Raw genomic sequence first — 26362 nt, forward strand, 5'->3', positions numbered from 1 at the left:
GAGAAGGCAGGCGGTCGCATCGGCCCGGCAGGATGGGGCGCGCAGGGGCGCCGGAGGAAGGACAGGCAGTGGACAGGACGATCGACAGGCCGGACCTGCTGCCCGCTCCCTTCCTGCGCTGGTTTGCGGCCAAGGGCTGGCAGCCGCGGCCGCATCAGCTGGCGCTTCTCTCCCGTGTCGAGGCCGGCGAGGACATGCTGCTGATCGCGCCGACCGGCGCGGGCAAGACGCTGGCCGGCTTCCTCCCCGCGCTGGTGTCGCTCACCCGGCGTGGCCGCCTTCCGCCTGGCTCCGGCTTTTCCGGCATCCACACGCTCTACATTTCCCCGCTCAAGGCGCTGGCGGTGGATATCGAGCGCAATCTGACCGTGCCCGTCACCGAAATGGGCCTGCCGATCCGCATCGAGAACCGCACCGGCGACACGCCGCAGGGCAAGCGCCAGCGCCAACGGGTCAATCCGCCTGACATTCTCCTGACCACGCCGGAGCAGCTGGCCCTGCTTCTGGCCAATGGCGAGGCCGAGCGCTTCTTTAAGGACTTGCGCTTTGTCATCTTCGACGAGCTGCATTCGCTGGTCACCTCCAAGCGCGGCCATCTCCTGTCGCTGGGGCTTGCCCGGCTGCGCCTGTTGGCGCCCGAGATGCGCGCCATCGGCCTGTCGGCGACAGTGGCCGAGCCGATGGAGCTGCAGCGCTGGCTGGTCGCTCAAGCGCCCGGCGCGGCGCGCCATGCCGGGCTGGTGAAGATCGAGGGCGGCGCGCGGCCCGAGATCTCGATCCTGAACACCGACGCGCGCGTGCCCTGGGCCGGCCATCGGGCCGAATATGCCATGGCCGAGGTCTATGAAGCGCTGAAGCGCCACCGCACAACCCTGCTCTTCGTCAACACCCGCAGCCAGGCCGAGCGGCTGTTCCAGGCGCTGTGGACCATCAATGACGACAATCTGCCGATCGCCCTGCATCACGGCTCGCTCGATGTCGGCCAGCGGCGCAAGGTGGAGGCGGCCATGGCGGAAAACCGGCTGCGCGCCGTCGTCGCCACCTCCACGCTCGATCTCGGCATCGACTGGGGCGACGTCGATCTCGTCATCCATGTCGGCGCGCCTAAGGGCGCGAGCCGGCTCGCCCAGCGCATCGGCCGCGCCAATCACCGCATGGACGAGCCGAGCCGGGCGATCCTGGTGCCGGCCAACCGCTTCGAGGTGATGGAATGCCAGGCGGCGCTGGATGCCAACTATCTCGGCGCGCAGGACACGCCGCCCGTCGGGCGCGGGTCGCTGGACGTGCTGGCCCAGCACGTGCTCGGCATGGCCTGCGCCGCGCCCTTTCACCCGCTGGCGCTCTACGAGGAGATCACCAGCGCCGCGCCCTATGCCGCCCTCGACTGGGAGACCTTCGAGCGCATCGTCGATTTCGTGGCGACAGGCGGCTATGCGCTCAGGGTCTATGAGCGCTACGCCCGCATCCGCAAGATGGAAGACGGGCGCTGGCGCGTCTCCAATCCGGCGGTCGCCCAGCAATATCGGCTGAACATCGGCACGATCATCGAATCGCCCATGCTGAATGTCCGCCTGGTCTCGAAGAACACGCGCGGCCGGCTCGGGCGCGGCGGAATGTCGCTCGGCAAGGTGGAGGAGTTCTTCCTCGAAATGCTCTCGCCCGGCGACACCTTCCTCTTCTCGGGCAAGGTGCTGCGCTTCGAGGGCATCCGCGAAAGCGAATGCCTGGTGAGCCAGGGCTACGCACTGGATCCGAAAGTTCCCGCTTACGCCGGCGGCAAGTTCCCGCTCTCCACCTATCTGGCGGCGCAGGTGCGGCGCATGCTGGCCGACCCTTCTGCGCACCATGCCTTGCCCGACCAGGTGCGCGACTGGCTGGCGCTGCAAAACGACCTGTCGATGCTGCCGGCGGAAGACGAGCTCTTGATCGAGACCTTCCCGCGCGGCAACCGCTTCTTCATGGTCTCCTATGCCTTCGAGGGGCGGCTGGCGCATCAGACGCTCGGCATGCTCTTGACCCGGCGGATGGACCGCACGGGCTTGAGGCCCATGGGCTTCGTCGCCACAGACTATTCCCTGGCGATCTGGGCGGTGGAGGATCTGGGCCTTGCCTTTGCCCGCGAGCGGCCCTCGCTGGAGGCGCTGTTCGACGAGGACATGCTGGGCGACGATCTGGAGGCCTGGCTGGACGAGAGCTTTCTCCTCAAGCGCACCTTCCGCAATTGCGCCATCATCTCCGGCCTGATCGAGCAGCGCCATCCCGGCCGGGAGAAGACGGGACGACAGATGACGGTCTCCAGCGACCTGATCTACGACGTGCTGCGCAGCCATGAGCCGGACCACATCCTGCTGCAGGCCACGCGCGAGGATGCGGCAACAGGGCTTTTGGATATTGGCCGGCTTGGCGATATGCTGAGACGAATCAAGCGCCACATCATCCACCGGCCGCTCGATCGCGTTTCGCCTCTGGCCGTGCCGGTCATGCTGGAAATCGGCCGCGAGGCCGTGCCCGGCGGCCATGGGCAGGACCTGCTGCTGGCGGAGGCCGCCGAGGATGACCTGCTGACGCAGGCGATGGCCGAGGGATGAGGGCGCGGCGGACAGGAACAGGGCATGCCGGCCAGGCCGCGCCACCCTTTCGAACGGTGAGACTGAAAACGCGCATGCCCTTTTCCTCCGCGGGCCCCGCCCCGCAAGCTCCCGGCCTCAACGGGCCGGTCCCGCTTTTCGAACGCATTCTCATCCAAGGCGTGGAGGCGCTCTGCGATCCCTCGGGCGCCTTGTTCCTGCCGGCGCAGGCGATGCTGATCGTTTCCGACCTGCATCTGGAGCGCGGCGCGGCCTTTGCCCGGCGCGGCAGCCTGCTGCCGCCCTATGACACGCTGGCGCAGCTTGCCCGGCTGGAACAGGTGATCGCCCGCCACGATCCCAAGCATGTGCTGAGCCTCGGCGATACCTTCCACGACCGGCGCGGCGCGGCCATGATGCCGACGCATTTCCGCGAGCAGCTCGACGGCATGATGCGCGGGCGGGAGTTCATCTTCATTCTCGGAAACCACGATCCCGACGGCGTGGCCGATCTGCCCGGCGTGGTCGCCAGCGTGCTGCATCTCGATGGCCTGACCTTCCGCCACGAGCCGAGCGCGGGGCAGGCCCCCGGCGAGATTGCCGGCCATCTCCACCCCTCAGCCTCCGTCACCCGCCGCGGCGGCACGGTGCGCCGGCCCTGTTTCGCCAGCGATGGCCAGCGGCTGATCATGCCGGCCTTCGGCACGCTGGCGGGCGGGCTCGATCTCGATCACAAGACCATGCGCGGCCTGTTCGACCGCCGCCGCCTGACCGCCCATCTGCTCGGCCGCGACCGGGTCTATTCCGTGCGCTACGACAGCCTCGCCGGCTGATGGCAGGCTGGTCGTCGGCGCTTATACCGCGTGTCGATGATAGGACCCCATAGGTGACCGCCAGCGACACCCGCTCTTACTCATAGGCGTAGGGCGCGACCGCCGTCATATCCAGCTTCGGGCGGGAAAGCGTCAGAAAGGTCTCCAGCGGGCAGGCGCCCTCCACCGTCTCGGCCTCGCAGCCCGGCACGGCGGAGATGGCCTGGATCGGCGGATGGGCGGCATCGATCGGCCCGGCCGTGCGGATCTGGTCGAGCGAGGGCGCGGTGAAGCCGAGGCGCACATAGGCCTTGCCCTCAGCATCATGCAGCCGCTCGAAGCTGAGCGCGCCGGTCGGCGGGGTCTCGTCGTCGAGATAGGGCGGGATGTGCCAGTGCAGGCCGAGAATGGCGGCGATTTCCGCCTGCTGCGTGTCGCTGCCCATGAACAGGAGCACCTTCGCATTGGGCGGGCCGCCGGCCGTCTCGTCCCGTGTGGGATCGATGGCGAGCGCGATCAGGATCTGGTTGAGGAAATTCGAGGCATCGCGGGCGGCGAGATAGGGCACGCGGTTGCCGACGTCATATTTGAGCTGGCGCAGTTCGGAAAGGCGGATGATGTCGGCGGCGGTGGAGGCCTTGCCGAAAGCGACCTGATCGGCCGGGAAGCCATTGGCATATTGCAGCAGGAAGACCTGCACCAGGGTCCCGGCCTTGGCGAGCGGGCCCTTGAGCGAGACGCTGGCCGGCTTGTCGCCCTCCCCCTCCTTCACATCGATCTGCCAGTCCTGCGCCGAGAGCGGGCAGCCCTTGGCGCCGGTCTCGCAGCCGAGAATGGCGTCGAGCTCCTTCAGAAGCGGAGCGGCGCGGGCCTTGAGCCCGTCGAAACTGCCGCCGGCAGCCTTGAGGATCGCTTCTTTCGCCTGATCGACATCGATTGCGCCGAGTTCGGTTTCGGAGGCATCGTAGAGCGGATCCGGCCCTTCCATCGTGGCATAGCCGACACCAAGGCCACAGCCGGGAAACATGGTCGTCAGCAGCACCTTGCCGGTATCGATGGTGCGCTGGACCGAGCGATTGGCCCAGCCGAAGACCGTGCCCTGCACGGGGCAACCTTCGGCGGGCACCAGCCCTTTGGCGGCGAGCATGCCACGCTGCCACGGCGCCAGCGCTTTCACCGCCTGGATGCCATGCGCCGTCAGCTGGCCATCGGCCACATCCCATGTCGGCCAAGCCTTCGGCGAGAGCTTGGCCAGCTCCTTGCTGTCGGTCTGCGGGCGCACGCCATGGCGCATCAGCAGGATCATCTTGTCGCTGACCAGGCCATCGGCGGCATGCGCCGCGCTCGACAGGGCCGTGATGGGCAGGGCCGTCGCGGCACAGAGGCTAAGGGCAACAAAAGCGCTCGAGAAGCGGGCGGAAACAGTCAGACGGGAGCGGATCGGCATGGCGGGTTCATCCTTCACGGTCGCGCAGAGCGGCAGGCGGCGCACCGGCCGCCCGGGCGCCTCGTTCAGGGTGCGCCCGGCGCCAGCCGGCGCAGCCAATGCCGCTTGCCGGCTTTGATTTAGAGACTGCTTATGACCGAAACATGACGCTGCGACCCGTGGTTTTGGCCCTGCATGTGGGGGTTATCCCCGCATGCGATAGACGTGCAGCCGGGTCCGGCGGCCGTCCTCCACCTCGATCACCCGCTCGGGCGCGACATCGGGCACGATGAAGCTGTTGGAGACCAGCAGCGTGCCCGGCCGCATCTCGCGGAGCGCCTTCTCGTAGAGCCTGGGCATGGGCACGGGCGACAGGAAACAATAGACGAGATCATAGGCCGCGAGATCCTCGTCCCACAGGCTGCGGTAATGGATGCGGGCATTGCCGGCGCGCGCAAGCGCCACGCGCAGGCGCGACAGGGCGAAGGCGAGCGGCGCGGTCTCGATGCCGGCCACCGCAACGTCCGGACAGGCGCGCGCCACGCGAACCACCACATCGCCCAGCCCGCTGCCGAGATCGGCGAGGCTGCGCGCCCCGCGCTCGCGCGCGAGCGCGGCAAGGGCTGCCGCCGTGCGGCCATTGGTCAGGTAGAGCGGCACCTGCTCGGTGGCGCTGTTCCAGTAGAGCAGCAGGCAGAGAAGAAAGGCCACGAGATAGGCCCAGCCCGGCAGCGCATCGGAATAGAGCACGAGCAGCGGCAGAAAGAGCTGGATCGGCAGGAAGATGCGCGGCAGGCGCAGCACGAGGCCGATAAGCGCGGCCAGAGCGCCCTCGAACAGCAGCACCCAGCCCGGGCCGAAGCGCCAGCCCTCCGGCAGCATGGGCAACAGGGCCAGCACGATCGCCAGCGCCAGCCCCTGGCACAGAAGCACCTTGAGCCAGGGCAGGAGGTGACGGCGGAACATCAGCATGGTCTTGGGCGACCCTTTCGAGCGTGGGAAAAGCGGGCAGCAAACCGGAACTGGCCCGCGTCTCCGGCTTTTTGCACCGGATTGCGCAGGATTTTCAGTCGAATACGCTAGAGCATCAGACTGAAAACCGCACGCAGTCTGATGCTATAATTTTTTGTTTTTGCATCGGATTTTTCCGAAAACCGGTTCCCACTTTTCGGTCCGATGCTCTAGAACGCGTTGAAGGTCAGCGTGGTCAGCGAGCGCTGCACGCCCGGCACCAGCGCGATATTGTCGTTGACGAACTTGCCGATATCCTGCCCCTCCCCGACATAGATCTTGATCAGGAGGTCGTAATCGCCGCTGGTCGAATACATTTCCGAGACGATCTCCTTGCGGTAGATCGCATCGGCCACCTCATAGGTCTTGCCGGGGGCGCATTGCAGCTGGACGAAGATCGGCTTCATGAACGGGTTCCTCTGCTGGCCCTGATAGGGCCGGGTTTCGGGTGCCCTCCCTTACTGCATCTCGATGCGAACCGGAATCGATTTGATGCGTCCGGCCCGCAGCCCGGTCAGTCGCGACGGAAGACGACGCTGGCGATCCAGCCAGTGACGACGGCGAGCAGCACGGCGAAGATCCCGTAGAAGAAGGGTTGCTGATGCGCGGCCTGGGTGATGGCCTGTTCGAGGCCGGTCTTGACCACCCGCAGCTGCAGCGCGCGGGCAGAGACGAACGTGCCATCGCGGAAGAGATAGGCGCGCACGATGTGGACGCCATTGGGTACATTGGCCGGCAGGCGCACGGTGGCGCGAAACAGGCTGGCGCTGATGAACTGCACGCCGCCGGGATCGCGCTGGTAGATGCCCGAGGCCTCCTTCAGCCGGCGGAAGGCATCGCGAAAGGCGCCGACATTGCTGCCATCGCCAAGGAAGCCGACCGGCTCCAGCCGCATGTGATCGACGCCAATGCCGATATTGTTGATCTGGTCGGCGGGCGCAATCACCTCGACCGGCCGGGTGCTCGACAGCGAATAGGATTGCGGCACCGATTCGAAGGTTATGGAATGACGGTTGATCCAGATGCCGAAGACGCGCTCCTTGCGCCTGACGGTGGCATTCTCCTTCGGCCCTTCCAGCGCCACGACGATGTCATACTTGCCCTGGGCGAGCAGGCGGGGATTGAAGCCGTCGATGGCGCCGAAGATCGTCAGATCCGCGCCGCGAAAATCCGAGGTGATCGCGATCTCTTCTGTCGATATGCCGATGTCGAGATTTTCCGTCGGCTCCGGGGGCGGCGTGTCGTCGGCCGAGATCATCGGCCCGGCGCCGCCCGACGGCACGCCGCCGGTGATCGGCACGACGGGCGGAAGGGCCTGAGCCTGGGCCGCAGCCGAGGCCAAGAGGAGCGGCGGCAGGAGCGCGGCGAGGAGGAGAAGAGCGTGGCGCATCAGTAGCTCGCCGCTCCCGAAACGATCGAGTAGATTTCCGCCGGCGGAATGACAAGTTCCACGGCCAGGCGGATGCCGACCGCGAGAACCAAGAGCGCCAGCAGCGCGCGCAATTGCTCGCCGCGCAGCTTCTGGCCCACGCGCACCCCATATTGCGCGCCGACCACGCCGGCGATCATCAGAAAGAAGGCCAGCACGATATCGACGGTATAATTGGCCGTCGCCTGGATGATGACGGTATAGGCGGAGACAAAGATGATCTGGAACAGCGACGTGCCGACCACGACATTGGTGGGAATGCGCAGGAGATAGATCATGGCCGGCACCATGATGAAGCCGCCGCCGACCCCCATGACCGAGGTGAGCACGCCGATACAGAAGCCGAGCGCGATCACCGGCAGCACGCTTAGATAGATCTTCGACTTCTTGAACCGCATCTTCAGCGGCAGCCGGTGCACCCAGTTGTGATGGCCGGGCCGGCGCAGCGGCATCGGCTCGTTGCGCGCCGCTCGGCGCAGCGCGCGCAGGCTTTCGGCCAGCATCAGCCCGCCGACCGTGCCGAGCAGGATGACATAGGCAAGCGAAATGACGAGATCGAGCTGACCGATGCGGCGCAGCAGCGCGAAGATCCAGATGCCGGCAGACGCCCCCGCCAGACCGCCGCACAGGAGCACCGTGCCGAGCTTGATATCAATCGTTCCCCGGCGGAAATGGGTGATGGCGCCGGAGATCGAGGAGGCCACCACCTGGTTGGCGCCGGTGGCCACCGCAACCACGGGCGGGATGTTGTAGAAGATCAGAAGCGGCGTGATGAGAAACCCGCCGCCGACGCCGAACATGCCCGAAAGAAAGCCGACGGCCGCGCCCATTCCCAGGATGATCAGGATATTGACCGACAGTTCGGCGATGGGAAGATAAACGGTCACGCCACGCATCCGATCCAGATGACGACCGCCGCCGGCTGCCACAGGCCGGCCCGGCGATCTCCCGGCGTTTGGGCGCGCCGTCCGCCTTAGAGCATCAGACTGAAAATCGCACGCAGTCCGATGCTCTAATTTTTTTGTTTTTGCATCGGATTTTTCCGAAAACCGGTTCCCACTTTTCGGTCCGATGCTCTAGGTTTATCAGGGCCGGCCGTTGCAGGCCGCCGGAGATGGCCTGCCCGCCGGAGCGGACAGGCCTCTCATCGTCTGATGCCGCGTCGGCCCGCCGCGCGCAAGATGGAAGCGACGAAAATGGCGTGAGATCGCTCCGCCCCGCCGCCCGTCATGCCGGATCGGCTGCCTGCGCTGCATCCAACGCCGACGCGGCGCGATGCAATCATCCCTGGCGGGCGTTGCGCTTGAGCAGCTCGTGCACCAGCTGGTCGGTGATCTGGCCGGTCGGCGCCTGGCCGATCGAGGTCTGGAAGGCCTTGATCGCGGAGACGGTCTTGGCGCCGATCTCGCCATCCGGGCGGCCGGCGTCGAAACCATTGTTGTTGAGGATCGCCTGGATGTTGCGGATCGCCTTCTTCATGTCGACGGAGCCGGTCGGCTGGGCCTTGCCGAGCCAGGCATCGGGCGCCACCGCTTCGTTGGCGGTCGCGTCCAGCGGCACGGGCTTGAAGGCAGCGGCCTGGGCGCGAGCGCTTTCCAGGTCGGCCGGTTTCATCACCTTGGCCACGTCGTCGCGCTTCTGGGCCGCATCGGGATCGCCTTGCGCGGCGGCTGCGTCGAACCACGCCCAGGACTGTTTCAGATCCTGGCGCACGCCATTGCCGCGAGCATAGAGGATGGCGAGATTGAACTGGCTGTCGCGCACGCCGTGCTCGGCCGCCTTCTGGAACCAGACGGCAGCGGAGGCGAAATCCGGCGTGCCGGCACGGCCGCCGGCGATCAGCACGGCGAGATTGTGCATGGCATTGGCATTGCCCTTTTCGGCCGCCGCCTCATAGAGCGTGCGTGCCCTCGCAAAATCCTGCGGCACGCCGCTGCCCTTTTCATAGAGACTGCCCAGGCGATATTGCGCCGGTGCGAAGCCGGCATCGGCGGCCCGCTGATACCATTGCGCGGCCTTGGCGAGATCGACCGCCACGCCGCCGCGCCCGTCCGTATAATTCGCGCCGATCTGGAAGAAGGCGAGCGGGTCGCCCGCGCGCGCGGCATCGGCCAGCGCCGGCGGGCCAATCTCGGCCGGCACCTCGATGGCGGCCTGCTGATCTGCCTGAGCGGCGGCGGGCGGGGTGACCGCAACCGTCGTCACCGGCGTGACCGGCGCGGAGCGGCCGAAGGTCACCGGCGCGCTGTCGGTCGCCTCGCCCTCTGCCGGATCCCGGGCCGCTTGAGCGGGTCCTGCGGCTGCATCCGGGGCGTTGGCGCCGGCCTCGCCCGTCCCATCCGGGGTGGCGGCGGCGGGCGCTTGGGTCTCGGGGGAAGACAGGGTCGAGGAGGCACCATCCGAAGGCGCAGCCGGAGCCGTCTCCTTTTGCGCGGCATCCGGAGCATCCTGCGGCGCGGCGGGCGCAGCCTGTTTGGGCGCGTCGATGACGGCGGGGGGAACGGGCGTGCTCTTGTCGCCGCCGATCAGGGCGCCGGCCAGCGGATAGGCGAGGATCGCCATGAGAATGGCGCCGACGGCAATCAGGATCGGCTTGCGATGGCGCGCCAGACGGCCGCCCTTCGTCAGGCCCTGCGCATCCTGCGGCAGGCCCTGCACCTCTTCGGCGGCGAGTTGGGCGGCGCGGCGCGCGGCGGCGATGAAGTCGGTTGTCTCGCCGCGTTCGGCTTCCGCCTGGGGGCCGCGCGCCTGCTGGCCGGCCCGCACGCGGGCGAGGATCGTCTTGACGTCGGGCACGCCGGAGCCGGGCTCCAGCAGCTCATTGGCGACGTCCTTGCCCATGAGGTCGGCCGGATCGAGCGAAGGCGCCGTGTCCAGCATCGGCCGGGCGGCGGTTGACTCCGCCTTGCGCGCGGCAAAGCGGCGGGCAAGGCCGGACATCAAGCCGGCACGTCCGCTCTCGGTCTCGCTCTCGCGCGCCTCCGCCTCGTCACGCAGCAGCGCCAGCACAGGCAGCGCCTCGCCGCTGTCGCGCGACACGGGCGCATCGATTCGCGGGCTTGCGGCAGCCGCGTCGCGGGCTGCCGGCATTTCGGGCGGGCGAAGGGTAGCGGCCGGCTGCTCCAGCCGTTCCAGCTTGCCGACGATATCGACCAGCGTTTCATGCAGCGATTCGAAGGTCCGGGCGGTCTGCTCCTGGCTGGAGCGGCTCATATCCTCCAGCGTCTTCAGATCGTCGGCCAGGGCGGCGATGGCGGCCATGTCGCCGCCGGCAACCGGTGCGCCATTGCCCCGACCATAGGAGTCCATCACCGCTTCGGCCGCCTGGCGGGCGGCCTCGATGATATATTCGTCGCTGGTGGACAGATAGTCTTCCAGCGCATGCATGCGGCTTTCCATCTCCGCCGGCAGGCCGCCGGCGTCGCGCGGGCTGCGCAGAAGATCGGACAGGCCGGCGATCTGCTGATGCAGGCCGCGCAGCATGGCGTCGTCGACAGGGGCCGCCTGCGCCGCCTCGATGCGCTCGGCAAGACCGCCAAGGCGCTGTTCGAGCCGGGCGAAGCGGGCCTCGTCCTCGCCGGTGGCATGGTTCAGCGCCTCGATCCGGCGCGCCAGCCCGTCCAGCCGGTCGGCCAGGGCATCATGGCCGGCACCGGCCTCGAGCGCGTCGATCTTGCGGGAAATATCGAGCAGATGACGGCTCAGCTCGCGCTCCTGGCTGGCGCCGCCCTCGCGGCGCTCGCCCTCTGCGCGCTGCAGCATCTCGGCCAGCGCGTTGAGGCGCGCCTCCAGCCGGGCGGCGGCGTCCTCGCGCGAGAGCGCATCCATGCGCGCGGCCAGATCCTCGATCCGCTCCGCCAGCTCGGCGGCCGGCGAGGGAATGGCCTCGATCTGGCGGGAGAGATCGCCTAGCCGGGCCTCCACGCGCGAGACGGCAGCGGCATCGCTGGCCGAGCGTCCGCCGGCAACGATGGCGCGGGTGATTTCGTCGAGCCGCTGGTCAAGCGCGGAAAACTGGGCCTGCACGGCGGCATCGCCCGGCCGGATCTGCCGGCTGAGCACGTCCACGGCCTGGGCCAGGGTCACCAGCCGTCCCTCGACGGCGGCGAGCGCAGCGGCGCTGTCCAGCGCGCCGATCTCCTCGGCCACTTGCGACAGGCGGCGCTCCAGCGCCTGCATCTGATCCTGCAGCCGGGTGTCGGGCCTGAAGCCGGTGGTCTCGATGGCCGAGACCAGCTCCGCCACCCGCTGCTCCAGCGTGGCGAGATCGGGCTGCGCCGACAGGCGCTCGATCTGGGCCTGCATGTCCAGAAGCCGGCCGTCGAGATCGCCCAGCGCGGAATGAAGACGCCGGTCGTTCGGCGGCATCTGGATGGCGATGGCTTCCACCGCATCCATCACCCCGCCAAGCCGGTTTTCCAGACCTTCCAGCGCGCCAAGGCTGTTCAGCCGGCCCATCTGCAGGCGCATGTCTTCCAGGCGGCGGTCGAGATCGGCGACATAACCCTGCAGGCGGCGGTCGGCTGGGGCGATCTGGGCGGCCAGCGTGTCGACGGCGTCAAGCACCCGGGACAGCTTGGCCTCGAGCGCGTGGATCGCCGGCCCGGACTGCGCGGCGGCGATCTGCGTCTTCAGCTCGTCGAGCCGGCGGGCGAGCGCCACGAGCTCGTCGTCCCGCGCGCTGTCGGACTGGACGATCCGCTCCTCGACGCCGGACCAGCGGCCCTCGATGCGGCGCATGCTTTCCTCGCGCGCCAGCCCGTCCATCATCCGGCGCAGGGCGTCGAATTCATCGCGCAGCGCCTCCGCGACCGGGCCCGCCGGCGCCTGACGGCTCAGCGCGGCGATGCTGTCGGACAGTTTCTGCAGATCGGCGCGGATGTCGCGCGCGGCGTTATGGTCGCGTCCGGCATCGGCCACGAGGCCGCGCATCTCGCCGCGCAGCGACTGGATCTCGCGGGCGACCCCCTCGGCGATCTCGTGCTTGAGCTCATGACGCAGGCCGACAAGCGCTTCGGCCAGATCGGGCGGAGAGAGATCGGGCCGGGAAAGACTAGACTGGGACGGTTCGGCGGCAGGGCGCACGGCGCGCCCAGCCTCCCGCAGGGACCGGCGCGGCGGGGCGTCGTAAACGGCGGACTGGTCCTCAACGGCTGCCGCTTCGGCGCGGTTGCGCCGTTCGGCTGCCGGCATGCGCGCATCCGCACGCGCCTGCCCGTTGGATCCGGCATCCAGCCGCACGGCCTCGCTGCGGGTAAGCAGGGCCTTCTGGCGGGCGATGATTTCGGCAATGGCACCAGCGCGCGCGCCGAGATCAGCGGCGGCCAGCTCGGGCATCGGCACCGTTTCGGGATTTACCCGGTCGGGCATTGTCCGGTCAGAAATTGTCGGGCGCTCGCGGCGCGGGCTCTGGGCGCGGGCGGGCGGTGCGGCCTGTTCGGGAAGGACGCGGGCGGAAAAATCACGGGCCGACGACGCGCGCGAGGCGGCATCCGCGGACAGGGCTTCGGCGGACACGGATGCGCGGGCGCGATCGCGCGCGGCCTCCATCAGCCCCTCGATCCTGGCCTCGAGCCCCTCGATGGTCCGGCTCAAGGTCTCGAAGGAGGATCGGGCGCCAGCCTCCTGGTTCGACGTCTGCTGATGCGATCGTGATCCGTTCATAATGTCCCGCGCCTTCTCGTCGGCTTTTGTCGGACACGAGACTTGCCTCAGCCTATCGGCAAGCCCGTTTGCCCCGGGCATCCGCAAGCCGCACCCCCTCGGGCACGACAGGCCTTCCGCTGATTCGGCAAATCCCTGACTTGCACAAACTTTCGCCGCACATGGTAAATGAAGCATTAACCCGACGACCGCTCGGGGCTGTGCCGCCGATAAGGCCCGACCACGCAACCGCTTTGTGGATCGACCCGTGAACATCGTCCCACATGTCCTGCCTCGAGGCCGCAGACCCACCGGAATGGCCTTCACGGAAAATCGACCGTATCTCAAACTTTGACGTTTACGCAAACGTCAAAGTTTTATAGCATCCCCACCGAGAATGACGAACGCGGCCTGGACCGGCCGATCCCGCGACGGGATATGCGTATCGTCGACGGATCGGCAGCGCTGCGCTCAGCCCTTGAAGGGTGCCCGCAGCGGGAAGCGACAAGGACTTGGCCGGCGGGAACCGGTCGACAAGGAGGCAGGGCAGCCGCAGGCTCCGGGAGGCGGAGGCCGGGCCGCTCTATTCAGGCGAGGAACAGGACATGCCCATCTACAAGGCGCCGACCGACGATACGCTCTTCGTGCTCAACGACGTGCTGGGACTGGAGCGCTACAACAACCTGCCAGGATTTGCCGATGCCACGCCCGACATGCTCGAGGCGATCCTCGGCGAGGCGGCGAAGCTGGCGGAAGATGTGCTCTTCCCTACCAACCAGGACGGCGACCGCGAGGGCTGCCTGCGCCACGAGGATGGCACGGTGACGACGCCGAAGAGCTTCACTGACGCCTATGCCGCCTATTGCGACGGCGGCTGGCTGGGGCTTGCCGTGCCCGAGGAATTCGGCGGCCAGGGCCTGCCCTATACGCTGCACAGCGCGGTCGGCGAATATATGTCGTCCGCCAATATGGCGCTGATGATGTATCCCGGCCTGACGCAGGGCGCCATTGCCGCCATCCTCGTCCATGGCACGCCGGAGCAGAAGCAGACCTACCTGCCAAAGATGGTGGAAGGCCGCTGGACCGGCACCATGAACCTGACCGAGCCGCATTGCGGTACCGATCTCGGCCTCTTGCGTACCAAAGCCGTGCCTCAAGGCGATGGCAGCTACAGGATCAGCGGCCAGAAGATCTTCATCTCCGCCGGCGAGCACGACATGGCGGAAAACATCGTCCATCTGGTGCTGGCCCGCATCGAGGGCGCGCCCGAGGGCACCAAGGGGATTTCGCTGTTCATCGTGCCGAAGATCGCGGTGGAAGCCGATGGCAGCCTCGGGGCACGCAATGCGGTCACCTGCGGCGCGATCGAGCACAAGATGGGCATTCACGGCAATGCCACCTGCGTGATGAACTATGACGGCGCCACCGGCTTCCTGATCGGCGAGGCCAATCGCGGGCTCGCCGCCATGTTCGTGATGATGAACGAGGCCCGGCTCGGCGTCGGCCTGCAGGGCCTGTCTATTGCTGAAATTGCCTATCAGAACGCCGCCCAATATGCCCGCGAGCGGCTTCAGGGCCGGGCGCTGTCGGGCGCCAAGGAGGCCGGCAAGGCCGCCGATCCAATCATCGTTCATCCGGATATCCGCCGGGTGCTGATGACAATCCGCGCCTTCAACGAGGCCGGCCGCGCCTTCACGCTGTGGACCGCGCTGCAGTCCGACATCGCCCATCGCTCGCCGGATGCCGCCGCACGCCAGCAGGCCGATGATCTTCTGGGCTTGATGACGCCGATCCTCAAGGGCGTGATGACCGACAAGGGCTTCGAGCATGCGGTGATGGCGCAGCAGGTCTATGGCGGCCATGGCTACATCGAAGAGCATGGCATGAGCCAGTATGTGCGTGATGCGCGCATCGCCATGATCTATGAGGGCGCCAACGGCATCCAGGCGCTCGATCTCGTCGGCCGCAAGCTCGGCCTGAATGGCGGGCGCGCCATCATGGCGCTGTTCAAGGAGGTCGGCGACTTCTGCGAGACCCACCGCAATGACGAGGCGATGGCGCCCTTCACCAAGGCCTTGAAGAAGGGGCTGAACGACCTGCAGGCCGCTACCATGTGGTTCATGTCCAATGCCATGGCCAAGCCCGACAATGCCGGCGCCGGCTCGACCGACTACATGCACCTCTTCGGCCTCGTCGTGCTCGGCTATATGTGGGCGCGCATGGCCAAGGCGGCGCAGGACGGGTTGGCCAACAGCGATCCGCGCCAAGCCTATCTCGAAGCCAAGCTGGTCACCGCCCGCTTCTTCATGGAGCGCCTGATGCCGGAAACCTCCCTGCGCAAGGCCCGCGTCGAGGCCGGCGCGGAGACGATGATGACGCTCTCGGCGGAGGCCTTTTAATTGCCTGACAAGGGCGGAAGTTATATTCTAATATAACTTTCGAGGAGACAACCATGGCGACGTCGACCCTGCGCAATGTCGGAGGCTCCGTGATGATGACGATCCCCAAGCCCGTTCTCGAAGAACTGGGCCTTGGGGCGAATGCCAAGCTGGAGGTTTCCGTCGAGGAAGGGCGTATCGTCGCCGCCCCTCAGAAACGGCAGAAATACACGCTGGAAGAACTGCTGGCGCAATGTGATGCGGATGCCGCCGTCACGCCGGAGGATGAGGACTGGCTGAACGACCGCCCGGCGGGCCGCGAGGCGCTCTGATGGAGCGCGGCGACATCTGGCATGTCGACCTCGAGCCAATCAAGGGCCGGGAACAGGCGGGAAGCCGGTATGTGCTTATCGTCAGCCAGGCGAGCTTCAACCGGCTGGGAACGCCCATCGTCGCGCCGATAACGACAGGCGGGCAGTTCGCGCGCTTCCAGGGTTTTGCCGTCTCGCTTTCGGGAACGGGCACGCGGAGCGCCGGCGTCGTCCTGTGCAACCAGGTGCGGGCCATCGATCTCAAAGCCCGCAGCGCCCGCTTCATGGAGCGGGCGCCAGATTTCATCATCGAGGATGTGCTGGCACGCATCAGCACGATTTTCGAGTAACGATCCCTCGGGACAAAATGGCGCTGACGCGCTTATGGGAGAGGACCGCATGACCGAAGCCTATATTTACGACCACGTCCGCACCCCGCGCGGGCGCGGCAAGAAGGATGGGGCGCTGCACGAAGTGCCCTCCGTGCGTCTGGCGGCGAAAACGCTGGAAGCGCTGCGCGACCGCAACGGGCTGGACACGACCCAGGTGGACGACATCATCATGGGCTGTGTCGATCCCGTGATGGATGCCGGCGCGGTGATCCCCAAGGCGGCTGCCTTCGAAGCCGGCTATTCGACCAAAGCGCCGGGCATGCAGATCTCGCGCTTCTGCGCCTCCGGCCTCGACGCGGTCAACCTGGCCGCCGGCAAGATCGCCGCAGGCGCCGACGAGATCGTCATCGCAGGCGGAGTGGAAAGCATGTCGCGCGTCGGCATGGGCATGTCCGGCGGCTCCTGGTACATGGACCCCTCGGTCAACTTCCCCTCCTTCTTCATGCCGCAGGGCGTCTCGGCCGACCTGATCGCCACCAAATACGGCTTTACCCGCGACGACGTCGATGCCTATGCCGTGGAAAGCCAGCGGCGTGCGGCAGCGGCCTGGGAAAAGGGCTATTTCGCCAAGTCCGTGATCCCGGTGAAGGACCAGAACGGGCTGACCATTCTCGACCGTGACGAGCATATGCGTCCCGGTACAGACATGCAGGCGCTCGCTTCGCTCAATGCCTCCTTCCAGATGCCGGGCGAGATGGGCGGCTTCGAGGCCGTCGGCATCCAGGCCCATCCCGAGATCGAGCGCATCAACTACGTTCACCACGCCGGCAATTCCTCTGGCATCGTCGATGGTGCGGGTGCGGTTCTGATCGGCTCGAAGGCCGGTGGCGAAACGCTGGGGCTGAAGCCCCGCGCCCGCATCCGCGCCTTCGCCAATATCGGCTCCGAGCCGGCGCTGATGCTGACCGGCCCAGTCGATGTCACCGAGAAGCTCCTGAAGAAGACCGGAATGTCGATCTCCGACATCGACCTGTTCGAGCTGAACGAGGCATTTGCCGCCGTGGTGCTGCGCTACATGCAGGCCTTCGAAATTTCTCACGACATCATCAACGTCAATGGCGGCGCCATTGCTATGGGCCATCCACTGGGCGCCACCGGCGCGATGATCCTTGGCACGGTGCTGGACGAGCTGGAGCGGCGCGATCTCAACACCGCGCTGGTGACGCTCTGCATCGGCGCCGGCATGGGCACCGCCACCGTGATCGAACGCGTCTGAGACCCGGAAGGATTTCGAGGATGAGCTACAAGAATTTCACCATCGAGACCGACGCCGACGGCATTGCGCTCGTCACCTGGGACATGCCTGAGAAGTCGATGAACGTCTTCACCGAGGAGGTGATGAACGAGATCGACGCCATCGTCGACGCCACCGTCAAGGACGAAGCCGTCAAGGGCGTGGTCTTCACCTCGGGCAAGTCGACCTTCTCCGGCGGCGCGGATCTGACCATGATCCGCGGGATGTTCTCGCTGCTGCAGGACGAACAGGCTGCCGATCCCGATCAGGCCATGCAGAAACTGTTCGAGGTGGCCGGCCGGATGACCTGGCTGTGGCGCAAGGTCGAGACCAATGGCAAGCCCTGGGTCTCCGCCATCAACGGCACCTGTATGGGCGGCGCCTTCGAGCTGTCGCTCGCCTGCCATGGCCGCGTCGCCTCCAACGCGAAATCGGTGAAGATCGCCCTGCCGGAAGTCAAGGTCGGCATCTTTCCGGGCGCCGGCGGCACCCAGCGCGTGCCGCGCCTGACCAATGCGCAGGACGCGCTGCAGATGATGACCACGGGCCAGACGCTCACCCCCCAGCGCGCCAAGGCCATGAACCTCGTGCATCAGGTGGTCGAGCCCGACCAGCTGATCCCGGCTGCCAAGCAGATGATCAAGGACGGGCTGAAGCCCGTCGCGCCCTGGGACGAGCGCGGCTTCAAGGTGCCGGGCGGCGGCATCTGGACGCCGGCGGCGGCCCAGCTCTGGCCGGCCGCCCCCGCCATCCTGCGCCGCGAGACGGCGGGCAACTATCCCGGCGCGCTGGCGATCCTCAAATGCGTCTATGAAGGCCTGCAATTGCCCTTCGACACGGCCTTGAAGGTGGAGCAGCGCTATTTCACCCAGGTGCTGCGCACCACCGAGGCCTTCTCGATGATCCGCTCGCTGTTCATCTCCATGCAGGAGCTGGGCAAGGGCGCACGCCGGCCCGCTGGCATCGAGAAGCAGAAGCTGGCGAAGATCGGCGTGGTCGGCGCCGGCTTCATGGGCGCCTCCATCGCCTATGTCACGGCTGCCGCCGGCATCGCCGTCACCCTGATCGACCGCGACGAGGAGGCCGCCGCCAAGGGCAAGGCCGTCTCGGAAAAGCTGGTGGCCGACAGCGTCGGCAAGGGCCGCATGACCAAGGAGGACGGCGAAAAGCTGCTGTCGCTCATCACCCCGACGGCCGATTACGCCACTCTTTCGGACGTGCCGCTGGTGATCGAGGCGGTGTTCGAGGATCGTCAGGTCAAGAAGGATGTGATCGAGAAGATCGAGGCGTTGCTGCCCGAAGGCGCGATCTTCGCCTCCAACACCTCCACCCTGCCGATCACGGGTCTGGCTGAAAACTCCAAGCGGCCGGAGCAGTTCATCGGCGTGCATTTCTTCTCGCCTGTCGAGAAGATGATGCTGACAGAGGTGATCCTTGGCGAGAAGACCGGCGACAAGGCCCTGGCCGTTGCGCTCGATTACGTCGCCCAGATCAAGAAGACGCCCATCGTCGTCAACGATACGCGCGGCTTCTACGTCAACCGCTGCGTCTTCCGCTACATCAACGAGGCCTATGACATGCTGATCGAAGGCGTGCCGGCGGCCATGATCGAGAATGCCGCCAAGATGGCCGGCATGCCGGTCGGCCCGCTCTCACTCAATGACGAGGTGGCGGTCGATCTCAGCCAGAAGATCATGAAGGCCTCGATCGCCGATCTCGGTGCTGCATCGGTCAAGCCCGAACACATGACGCTGATCGACAAAATGGTGAACGAGCTCGACCGGCGCGGCCGCAAGAACGGCAAGGGCTTCTACGATTATCCGGCCAAGCCGGCGAAGAAGTCGCTCTGGCCGGGCCTGAAGGAGCTCTATCCGCAGAAGAGCCCCGGGGATGTCGATGTGACCGTTCTGAAGGAACGGCTGCTCGTCACCATCGCGCTCGAAGCCGCCCGCACGATCGAGGAGGGCATCGTCACCGATCCGCGCGAGGCCGATGTCGGCTCCATCCTCGGCTTCGGCTTCGCGCCTTACACCGGCGGAACGCTCTCCTATATCGACGGCATGGGCGTGAAGGCCTTCGTGGCGCTCTGCGAAAAACTGGCCGCAAGCTATGGCGACCACTTCCAGCCGACCCCGCTCCTGAAGGAGATGGCCGAGAAGGGCGAGACCTTCTACGGACGGTTCGACCCCTATGGGGCAGAGAAGAAGGCGGCTTGAACAGCCTGCTCAGCAAAGCGCATGAAAAAGGGCCTTTCGGGGCCCTTTTTTATTGTGGAAGATCGGAAGAGAAGCCGCGTTCGTTTCAGGAAAGGCATGAGCGCGCGCTCTACTTCACCACCTTGTAAAGCTGGGCAAACCCCTTGTCGGCCACCAGTGTGAGGTTCGCAAGGCTTGGCATCGGGCCGTCGATATTCGGCATGTCGGCGTTGACGACGAGGATATAGTCGAAACGATGCGGCCAGTCGGCCATATAGGGATAGTCGTTCGCGACCGGCTTGCCCAGGAGATCGACGGTCGGCGGAATGCCTTCGGGCACGGAAATCTCGGTGTAGGGCGGCAGGACGGTGATCGGCTGCTTGCCGGCGGCGGTGAACAGCGTGGGGATGAAGGCTTTCTGCCGCACCACGGCCAGGCTGCCGAAGTGCCAGTGGATCGGCATGTGGCGGCCGAGGAAGCGGCCGGGCGGGGCAACGGGATCGAGCGCGCGCTCGTTGGTGTGCTGCATCGGCAGCACGGTGGCGCCCGGCGGCACGCTGGCCAGCGCCTCCTCGACAGCGCGCATGTTCTTCTCGCCGGCCAGCCAGACGCGATCGACAAGCAGCATGCGCGAGGCCACGACCACCAGCGCGAAGGCCGAGATCGCCATCAGCGCCCGCCGGCTTTCAAACAGAGCGGGACGCAGGCCGGCCGCCAGCGCCAGCGCCATCATCGACGGCAGGCGGAGATCCATCGCCCCGGTGGCGAGATAGGCGACGGGCATGAAGGGCGAGACCAGCGCCAGAAGCGCGGCCACGAGGATCAGCCCCCAATGCACCGCCAGCCGCCGGCGCAGATAGGCGATGCCCAGAAGGGCGACGAACAGAGTCAGATAAATCGCGTCGCGCTGCGGATCATAGGTCTTGAAATAGGTGAGCAGCACAGAGGCGGCATTGGAGAGCGACCATTCGCCCCAGACGGCGCCGCCGCGCCCGGCCGGCATTTCCGTTCCCGGCAAGGCCGGGCCGAACAGCATCAGCACGATCAGCGGGACGAAGCAGGGCAGGCAGAAGGCAAGCATGCGGCCAATGGTGGCAGCCCATTCGCCGGGGCGGGCCAGAAGGCCGAGGCGCGGGCCGAAGGCGAGCGCTGCCTGCAGCAGGGCGAAGAACATCAGCGCGAAGGGATGGGCGATCATCAGCACGCCGGCCGCCGCCACGCGATAAAGGAGCCGCACCGGCTGCGGGCGGGAACTCAGCCAGATCTCGCCAGCTGCAAAAAGAAGGGCCAGACCAAGGCCGATCTCGAAATTCAGGAAGCCGGCGAGGAAGATGAAGTTCCAGATCAGCATCACGCAGAAGACGGCCCACCAGTGCAGTCCGCCGAACAGCGCGCCATTGAGCGCGGCAATGCCGATGGCCGGCATCAACAGGCCGATCGAGAGCAGGATCGGGCTCAGCACGGTGATCGGCACGGCCGGGCCGATCAGGCCGGCGATCATGTCGATCAGCACATTGGTCCAGGCCACGCCCCAGTCCACCCGGTACATGCCGGAGAGGGCCGGATCGGCTGCCCCGCCGGAGATCAGCCAGAGCCGGGCATAGTGGTTGGGGTAGTCCGGCAGCGGCGGAATGGCGACGGACAGGACCGGATAGAGCGAGATCAGCGCGGCGAGGAAGAAGAAGCCGGCCATCAGCGCATCATGGCGCCCCGATTCCCGTGCGCTGGCCGGAACGGCGGGAGAGAAGAGCGGGGATGGCGCGGGCTCAGCCATGGGATGTTGCGCTCCGGAAGGTGACGAACTTGTTCAGGCCGAAGCCGATGGCGAAGGTGAAGACAACCGAGACCAGCTTGGCGGCGATCTCCGACAGGCCGAGCGCGATCATAGCCGCGAGGCTCGCCTGCGAGACCGCCAGCGACAACGCCGTCACGGCGGCAAAGCGCGCCACCAGGCGCAGCGAGTAGCGCGCGCCGGTGCCGCGGAAGGTCAGGCTCTTGTTCAGCACCAGGCTGTTGACCGCGCCCAGGCTGAAGCTGAGGAGATTGGCAAGAAGCGGGGCCAGCCCCAGCCAGACGAGCCCGGCGAAGGCAAGCACATCCACGGCAGTGTTGAGCACGCCGACAAAGGCGAAGAGCCCGGCCTGGAGCCAGGGCGCCAGCGCCCTGCCCTTCTCACCGCCCGGGTCATGACCCTGCGCGCTGCTGGCCATCAGCAGGACGCCTTGCGCAGCTGGGTGTCGAGCAGCGCGCCCTGTTCGGCGGCGCCCATCTTGTAATAATCGGCCGGCAGCGGCGTGCTGACGCCGGCCTGGCGGATGGCGGCGATGGTGAAGAGCGGGCGGCGCTTGACCTCCTGCACCACCCGGCCGAGATATTCGCCGAAGACGCCCATGACCACCAGCTGCACGCCGGAGAAGAAGGAGATGGCCACCAGCGAGCTGGCCCAGCCGGGAACGACATTGCCGAGCATCCACTGCACCACGGCATAGGTCAGGATTAGGAAGGCGAAGACGGCCGACATCAACCCCAGCCAGACGGCGAGCTGCAGCGGCACGGTCGAGAAGCTCGTCAGCGCATCGGTGGCAAAGGACACCATCTTGCGCAGCGGATATTTGGTCGTGCCGGCAAAGCGCGGCTCGCGCGCATAGGGCATGGCCACCTGCCGCCCGCCGATCCAGCTGACCATGCCGCGGATGAAGCGGTGCTGCTCCGGCATGCCGCGCAGAATATCGACCACCGTGCGGTTCATCAGCCGGAAGTCGCCGGTGTCGCGCGGGATCGGCACGGCCGAGAGCCGGTTGAGCATGCGGTAGAACAGCGAGGCGGTCGCGAGCTTGAAGGCGGTCTCGCCAGAGCGCGAGGCACGCTGGCCATAGACGACATCCGCGCCGCCATCCATGATCTGCATCATCTGCGGCAGAAGCTCCGGCGGGTCCTGCAGGTCGGCATCGATCAGCAGCACCCGTGAGCCCTTGGCGATCGACAGGCCGGCGGTAACGGCGAGCTGGTGCCCGTGGTTGCGGAACAGCCTGACGCCGACGATATGGGGATCAGCGTCCGCCAGCTCCTCGATCAGCGGCCATGTCCGGTCGGAAGAGCCGTCATCGACGAGCACGATCTCATGGCTGTCGCCGCAGGCCGCCAGGCAGGCGGCGGACATGCGGCGATGAAAGTCGCGCAGCACCGCCTCTTCATTGTAGCACGGCGCCACGACGGACAGTTTGATCTCGCCCATGGAGGATGACCTTCGAGAGAGGAACCTGAAATGCATGCAAAGGCCCTGCAGTGCAATATAACCGCGCGGGCCGGCAAAGACCATGACAGCCGCAGGTGAGTTTCGTCTCAAGGTAAATGGTAAAAAAGATCCAACGCAGCGCGGCATCGCGCCTTTCCACTGTGCCACGACGTGGGCGGCCCCGGATGTGCGCGGCTCGTCCGGAAGAGGATGCGGACAGGTGCGGTGGCTTACCTCGGCTGAGGAACGGCCTCCTGATCTGCCGTGAGGGTCGGATGCGCCCCCGCGCCACAGTCTGGTGGCGACAGGAGCGGCAACTGGCCCGGGACGGGCAGCCTCAACGCAAAACGGCGGCCATAAGGGCCGCCGTGCAAGGATCATGAAAGGGAAGAAGCGAGCGTCAGGCCGCCTTGGTTCCCTGGATGGCGGAGACGCGCCAGTCGCGCTCGCCCCGCTTGCGCAGGAAGGTCCAGACCTCGGTTGCCTCGGTCGGGCGCGCCGGATCGCCTTCGATGATCCGGCCGCTGTCGCGGTCGCGCATCACGTCGACGCTCTCATAGCGCATAGCGACGGTGGCATAATCCGCATCGCCCTCGCGCCAGGCTTCGGCCAGATCGCCCTGCAGCAGGCGCACGGCGGAGACCTCGTTGCGCACGCCGCTGGTGGCGTTGTCGCTGAGTTCCTCGGCCAGATAGGACATGGCCTCCGGCGTCGTCAGCTTGCGCAGCGTCGCGTAATCCTCGGCGCCATAGGCCTTCTGCACGTCCGCAAGCATGGCTTCGAAGCGATCGAAATCCGCGCCGCTCAAGCCCACTTCGTCGGTGCCGGCGGCAACGGTCGCCGCCGCAGCCGGCGCGCCTGCGCCATAGGAGGGCGCACCATAAGCGGGCACGGCGTTACCAGACGGCGCAGCCTGGGGCCCACCGGCCATGCGGGCATTGGCGCCTGCATAAGACCCGGTATTGGGACGCGCGCCATTGCCGGCATAACCCGGCTGGCGGCGATTGGCGAGGAAGCGCATCAGCAGCATGATGGCGCCGCCGATCAGCAGGATCTGCAGCAGCATGCCGAGGAAGCCGAAACCGCCGCCGAAGCCATGGCCCAGCATCATGCCCAGAAGACCGCCGGCGATCAGGCCGCCGACCATGGAGCGACCGAAGCCACCGGCGCCGAAGAAGCCGGGGCGGGCCGCCTGCTGCGTCTGCTGCATGCCCGGGTTGGTGCGGGTCGCGCCCGGCTGGGCTGCGGTGCCGGGGTTGGTGTTCGGCGTCATGCTGCGGTTGATGGTCTGCGTGCCGGTTGGCGCCGTCTGCGTCGTCGGCGGCGCCGAATAGGTGCGCGTGCCGCGGCTGCCGAAACCGCCGCCGCCGGCGCGCCGTGCCTCGGCCACATCCGCGACCGTGATGCCCAGCGTGAGGGCGACCGCCGTCAGTGCGAATATGCGTCGAAAGCGTGACATGAACTGCAAGTCCTCCGAATGATCGTTGCCCCTGATATGGGGAGGCCCCCGCCCGGATGGCAAGGGCTCGGACGCCACAATGCAGACTTGTCGCCCGGGCGTCCTTTCACGAATATGTCAGTCGCGCGCGAGCAGGCCTCCGGCGGCGGAAATTTCCCTCAAGGGTTAATGAGTGAGACCGCCGGTGCCGAAGAAGGTGTCGATCAGGAGCTTGACGTTCAGCACCACGATCAGGCCGGCGATCAGCCAGGCGGGGATGGCCAGCCAGCGGGGCGCAACCAGCGTGCCCATGATGCGCCGGTTGGTGACGAAGCTGACCAGCGGAATGACGGCGAAGGGAAGCTGCATCGACAGCACCACCTGACTTAAGATCAGGAGATCGGCCGTTCCCTTTTCGCCATAAAGCCAGGTGACCACCACGACCGGAACGATGGCGAGCATGCGGGTGATGAGGCGGCGCGCCCAGTTGGGGATGCGCAGATGGAGGAAGCCCTCCATCACGATCTGGCCGGCCAGCGTCGCCGTGACGGTGGAGTTGAGACCAGAAGCGAGAAGCGCCACGGCAAAGAGCGTGGAGGCCAGGCCGAAGCCGAGCAGCGGCGAGAGAAGCTCGTGCGCCTGCTCGATCTCGGCGACATCGGTGCGCCCGGTGTCGTGGAAGGCCACGGCGGCGACGATCAGGATCGCGGCATTGATGAACAGCGCCAGCATCAGGGCGATCGTGCTGTCGGCCACGGCGAAGCGGATGGCTTCGCGCCGGCCAGGTTCGGTGCGCTCATAGGCGCGGGTCTGCACGATCGAGGAATGCAGGTAGAGATTGTGCGGCATGACGGTGGCGCCGATGATGCCGATGGCGATGTAGAGCATGGCCGGATTGGTGACGACCTCGCTCGACGGCACGAAGCCGGACAGCACGGCGGCAACCGGCGGCTGGGCCGCGACCATCTGGGCGATGAAGCAGACGGCGATGATCGTCAGGAGCGCGATGACGAAGGCTTCGAGATAGCGAAAGCCCCGGCTCATCAGCATCAGCACGAGAATGGCGTCTGCGGCCGTGATCAGAGCGCCGGCCAGGAGCGGAATGCCGAACAGGAGCTTGAGCGCGATGGCGGTGCCGATCACTTCCGCCAGATCGCAGGCGATGATGGCCGCCTCGCAGGCCAGCCACAGCACGAAGCCGACAGGCCGGGAATAATGCGCGCGACAGGCCTGGGCGAGATCCTGGCCGGTGGCGATGCCGAGCCGGGCGGCCAGCGCCTGCAACAGGATGGCCATCAGATTGGACAGCAGGATGACCGAGAGCAGCGTGTAGCCGAACTGGGAGCCGCCGGCGATATCGGTCGCCCAGTTGCCGGGGTCCATATAGCCGACGGAGACCATGTAGCCCGGGCCGACAAAGGCGAGGAAGCGGCGAAACCATGTGCCGCCCTTGGGCACGTGGATGGTGGCATGCGCTTCCGACAGGCTGGCGCGCGATGCCTTGTCCATCCGCCCCCAGGAGGCGGGTGTCGTCTCAGAAAGATCGGATGCGCTCATCGTCGGAAAGCCTGTGATTTGAAGTTGCACCGTCGTTCCGGAAAGCTAGGGCCATCCCCCTAATTATGCAATAGGCTATATTTCATCGACATGGCTTTTTATTGCGTCGCACGCTGCGGCATGGCCGCAGCGCAGGCACGGGCGCGGCATGGCGGTGCGAAGGCTGCCGGGCCTTGAGGTGGGACCTCGCCTGGGGAGAAGCCGCGGCCTGCCTTTCTGCCCGGGCGCCGGCCGTGTTAAGGAGGCGGATCAGGAACTTTAAAAAGAGACAGGTTTTGGTGCGCCGAACCATCCCCCGCTCCGACCCGCTGCCGGACGCCGACACGCATTCGGAAGGCTTCCGCCAGAGCCGCGAGGCCCAGCGCGGGGCGCTGGTGGAGGACTATGTCGAGCTGATCGCCGACCTGATCGAGGATGGCAACGAGGCGCGCCAGGTCGACATCGCCGCACGCCTCGGCGTGTCGCAGCCGACGGTCGCCAAGATGCTGGCGCGGCTCTCGGCGGAGGGCCTGGTTTCGCGCAAGCCCTATCGCGGCGTATTCCTGACGGCCGAAGGGCAGAAGATGGCCAGCGAAAGCCGGCTGCGTCACCAGACGGTCGAGGCCTTTCTGCGCGCGCTCGGCGTCAGCCCGGAAACGGCGCGCATCGATGCCGAGGGCATCGAGCATCATGTCAGCGAGGAAACGCTCTCGGCCTTCCGCCGCTTCATCGACAAGCGGGATTGAACCGCCGCC

Annotated in this window: 19 protein-coding genes; 8 read left to right on the plus strand and 11 right to left on the minus strand. The window is 66.7% G+C overall.

The genetic code is table 11. From position 1 onward, the window contains the following. Positions 1–32: 32 nt before the first annotated feature. Entirely contained in the window at positions 33–2588 is a 2556-nt protein-coding gene (locus BJF92_RS19720) for a ligase-associated DNA damage response DEXH box helicase (RefSeq protein ID WP_075636475.1), read from the plus strand. Positions 2589–2662: 74 nt separating this feature from the next. Continuing rightward, positions 2663–3400 carry a ligase-associated DNA damage response endonuclease PdeM gene (pdeM, locus tag BJF92_RS19725; RefSeq protein ID WP_075636476.1) on the plus strand — a complete coding sequence of 246 codons (738 nt, stop codon included), beginning with the start codon at positions 2663–2665 and terminating at the stop codon, positions 3398–3400. A 76-nt stretch (positions 3401–3476) separates the two neighbouring features. On the opposite strand, the gene BJF92_RS19730 is transcribed toward pdeM, so the two are convergent. From BJF92_RS19730 to BJF92_RS19755, 6 genes are all read right to left on the minus strand, one after another. Continuing rightward, a complete protein-coding gene (locus tag BJF92_RS19730) occupies positions 3477–4826 on the minus strand; it encodes a histidine-type phosphatase (protein WP_143524111.1) in 1350 nt (449 codons plus the stop codon). Between the two features lie 183 nt (positions 4827–5009). Continuing rightward, positions 5010–5777, minus strand: coding sequence for a class I SAM-dependent methyltransferase (locus tag BJF92_RS19735; RefSeq protein WP_075636478.1), 768 nt, complete (start codon positions 5775–5777; stop codon positions 5010–5012). Between the two features lie 209 nt (positions 5778–5986). Beyond that, positions 5987–6223: an Lrp/AsnC ligand binding domain-containing protein gene (locus BJF92_RS19740; protein ID WP_075636479.1), complete on the minus strand. Its 237-nt coding sequence runs from the start codon at positions 6221–6223 to the stop codon at positions 5987–5989. A 107-nt stretch (positions 6224–6330) separates the two neighbouring features. Continuing rightward, positions 6331–7206: a TIGR02186 family protein gene (locus BJF92_RS19745; RefSeq protein WP_078058284.1), complete on the minus strand. Its 876-nt coding sequence runs from the start codon at positions 7204–7206 to the stop codon at positions 6331–6333. Next, a complete protein-coding gene (locus BJF92_RS19750) occupies positions 7206–8132 on the minus strand; it encodes a sulfite exporter TauE/SafE family protein (RefSeq protein WP_075636691.1) in 927 nt (308 codons plus the stop codon). The genes BJF92_RS19745 and BJF92_RS19750 overlap by 1 nt, the downstream gene beginning before the upstream one ends. Before the next feature lie 394 nt (positions 8133–8526). Further along, positions 8527–12909, minus strand: a complete 4383-nt coding sequence (locus BJF92_RS19755; RefSeq protein ID WP_075636480.1) for a peptidoglycan-binding protein — start codon at positions 12907–12909, stop codon at positions 8527–8529. A 584-nt stretch (positions 12910–13493) separates the two neighbouring features. On the opposite strand from BJF92_RS19755, the gene BJF92_RS19760 reads away from it, so the two are divergent. Genes BJF92_RS19760 through BJF92_RS19780 form a run of 5 tightly spaced genes read left to right on the plus strand, consistent with a single transcriptional unit; the run spans position 13494 to position 19419 of the window. Beyond that, the gene (locus tag BJF92_RS19760; protein WP_075636481.1) at positions 13494–15287 is read left to right on the plus strand and encodes an acyl-CoA dehydrogenase C-terminal domain-containing protein; all 1794 of its coding nucleotides are present in this window, start codon (positions 13494–13496) and stop codon (positions 15285–15287) included. Positions 15288–15340: 53 nt separating this feature from the next. Next, positions 15341–15598 carry an AbrB/MazE/SpoVT family DNA-binding domain-containing protein gene (locus tag BJF92_RS19765; protein WP_075636482.1) on the plus strand — a complete coding sequence of 86 codons (258 nt, stop codon included), beginning with the start codon at positions 15341–15343 and terminating at the stop codon, positions 15596–15598. Beyond that, the gene (locus BJF92_RS19770; protein WP_075636483.1) at positions 15598–15927 is read left to right on the plus strand and encodes a type II toxin-antitoxin system ChpB family toxin; all 330 of its coding nucleotides are present in this window, start codon (positions 15598–15600) and stop codon (positions 15925–15927) included. The genes BJF92_RS19765 and BJF92_RS19770 overlap by 1 nt, the downstream gene beginning before the upstream one ends. A gap of 49 nt (positions 15928–15976) precedes the next feature. Next, on the plus strand, positions 15977–17185 hold the full coding sequence (locus BJF92_RS19775; RefSeq protein ID WP_075636484.1) for an acetyl-CoA C-acetyltransferase: 1209 nt from the start codon (positions 15977–15979) through the stop codon (positions 17183–17185). Positions 17186–17205: 20 nt separating this feature from the next. After that, entirely contained in the window at positions 17206–19419 is a 2214-nt protein-coding gene (locus tag BJF92_RS19780) for an FAD-dependent oxidoreductase (RefSeq protein ID WP_075636485.1), read from the plus strand. Positions 19420–19528: 109 nt separating this feature from the next. Here BJF92_RS19780 and BJF92_RS19785 read toward each other — a convergent pair whose 3' ends face one another. The 5 genes from BJF92_RS19785 to BJF92_RS19805 form a co-directional block, all read right to left on the minus strand. After that, complete coding sequence (locus BJF92_RS19785; RefSeq protein WP_143524113.1) at positions 19529–21172, minus strand: hypothetical protein; 1644 nt, start codon at positions 21170–21172, stop codon at positions 19529–19531. Further along, positions 21165–21608: a GtrA family protein gene (locus BJF92_RS19790; protein ID WP_075636487.1), complete on the minus strand. Its 444-nt coding sequence runs from the start codon at positions 21606–21608 to the stop codon at positions 21165–21167. The genes BJF92_RS19785 and BJF92_RS19790 overlap by 8 nt, the downstream gene beginning before the upstream one ends. Further along, positions 21608–22633 carry a glycosyltransferase family 2 protein gene (locus tag BJF92_RS19795; RefSeq protein ID WP_075636488.1) on the minus strand — a complete coding sequence of 342 codons (1026 nt, stop codon included), beginning with the start codon at positions 22631–22633 and terminating at the stop codon, positions 21608–21610. The genes BJF92_RS19790 and BJF92_RS19795 overlap by 1 nt, the downstream gene beginning before the upstream one ends. Before the next feature lie 400 nt (positions 22634–23033). Continuing rightward, positions 23034–24092 carry a Tim44 domain-containing protein gene (locus tag BJF92_RS19800; RefSeq protein ID WP_075636489.1) on the minus strand — a complete coding sequence of 353 codons (1059 nt, stop codon included), beginning with the start codon at positions 24090–24092 and terminating at the stop codon, positions 23034–23036. Positions 24093–24257: 165 nt separating this feature from the next. After that, the gene (locus BJF92_RS19805) at positions 24258–25628 is read right to left on the minus strand and encodes an Nramp family divalent metal transporter (RefSeq protein WP_075636490.1); all 1371 of its coding nucleotides are present in this window, start codon (positions 25626–25628) and stop codon (positions 24258–24260) included. Positions 25629–25903: 275 nt separating this feature from the next. Between BJF92_RS19805 and mntR the strand changes: the two genes are divergently transcribed. Continuing rightward, on the plus strand, positions 25904–26353 hold the full coding sequence (mntR, locus tag BJF92_RS19810) for a manganese-binding transcriptional regulator MntR (protein ID WP_075636491.1): 450 nt from the start codon (positions 25904–25906) through the stop codon (positions 26351–26353). Positions 26354–26362 lie beyond the last annotated feature (9 nt).

This window comes from Xaviernesmea rhizosphaerae, from assembly GCF_001938945.1.
Classification (GTDB): Bacteria; Pseudomonadota; Alphaproteobacteria; order Rhizobiales; family Rhizobiaceae; genus Xaviernesmea; species Xaviernesmea rhizosphaerae.

Coding starts and splice junctions, on each gene's coding strand:
- BJF92_RS19735 (WP_075636478.1), bottom strand. CDS start 5,777: ATGCTGATGTTCCGCCGTCACCTCCTGCCCTGGCTCAAGGTGCTTCTG.
- pdeM (WP_075636476.1), top strand. CDS start 2,663: ATGCCCTTTTCCTCCGCGGGCCCCGCCCCGCAAGCTCCCGGCCTCAAC.
- BJF92_RS19800 (WP_075636489.1), bottom strand. CDS start 24,092: ATGTCACGCTTTCGACGCATATTCGCACTGACGGCGGTCGCCCTCACG.
- BJF92_RS19795 (WP_075636488.1), bottom strand. CDS start 22,633: ATGGGCGAGATCAAACTGTCCGTCGTGGCGCCGTGCTACAATGAAGAG.
- BJF92_RS19775 (WP_075636484.1), top strand. CDS start 15,977: ATGACCGAAGCCTATATTTACGACCACGTCCGCACCCCGCGCGGGCGC.
- BJF92_RS19755 (WP_075636480.1), bottom strand. CDS start 12,909: ATGAACGGATCACGATCGCATCAGCAGACGTCGAACCAGGAGGCTGGC.
- BJF92_RS19720 (WP_075636475.1), top strand. CDS start 33: ATGGGGCGCGCAGGGGCGCCGGAGGAAGGACAGGCAGTGGACAGGACG.
- BJF92_RS19765 (WP_075636482.1), top strand. CDS start 15,341: ATGGCGACGTCGACCCTGCGCAATGTCGGAGGCTCCGTGATGATGACG.
- BJF92_RS19745 (WP_078058284.1), bottom strand. CDS start 7,206: ATGCGCCACGCTCTTCTCCTCCTCGCCGCGCTCCTGCCGCCGCTCCTC.
- BJF92_RS19770 (WP_075636483.1), top strand. CDS start 15,598: ATGGAGCGCGGCGACATCTGGCATGTCGACCTCGAGCCAATCAAGGGC.
- BJF92_RS19740 (WP_075636479.1), bottom strand. CDS start 6,223: ATGAAGCCGATCTTCGTCCAGCTGCAATGCGCCCCCGGCAAGACCTAT.
- BJF92_RS19730 (WP_143524111.1), bottom strand. CDS start 4,826: ATGCCGATCCGCTCCCGTCTGACTGTTTCCGCCCGCTTCTCGAGCGCT.
- BJF92_RS19790 (WP_075636487.1), bottom strand. CDS start 21,608: ATGGCCAGCAGCGCGCAGGGTCATGACCCGGGCGGTGAGAAGGGCAGG.
- BJF92_RS19785 (WP_143524113.1), bottom strand. CDS start 21,172: ATGGCTGAGCCCGCGCCATCCCCGCTCTTCTCTCCCGCCGTTCCGGCC.
- BJF92_RS19760 (WP_075636481.1), top strand. CDS start 13,494: ATGCCCATCTACAAGGCGCCGACCGACGATACGCTCTTCGTGCTCAAC.
- BJF92_RS19805 (WP_075636490.1), bottom strand. CDS start 25,628: ATGAGCGCATCCGATCTTTCTGAGACGACACCCGCCTCCTGGGGGCGG.
- BJF92_RS19780 (WP_075636485.1), top strand. CDS start 17,206: ATGAGCTACAAGAATTTCACCATCGAGACCGACGCCGACGGCATTGCG.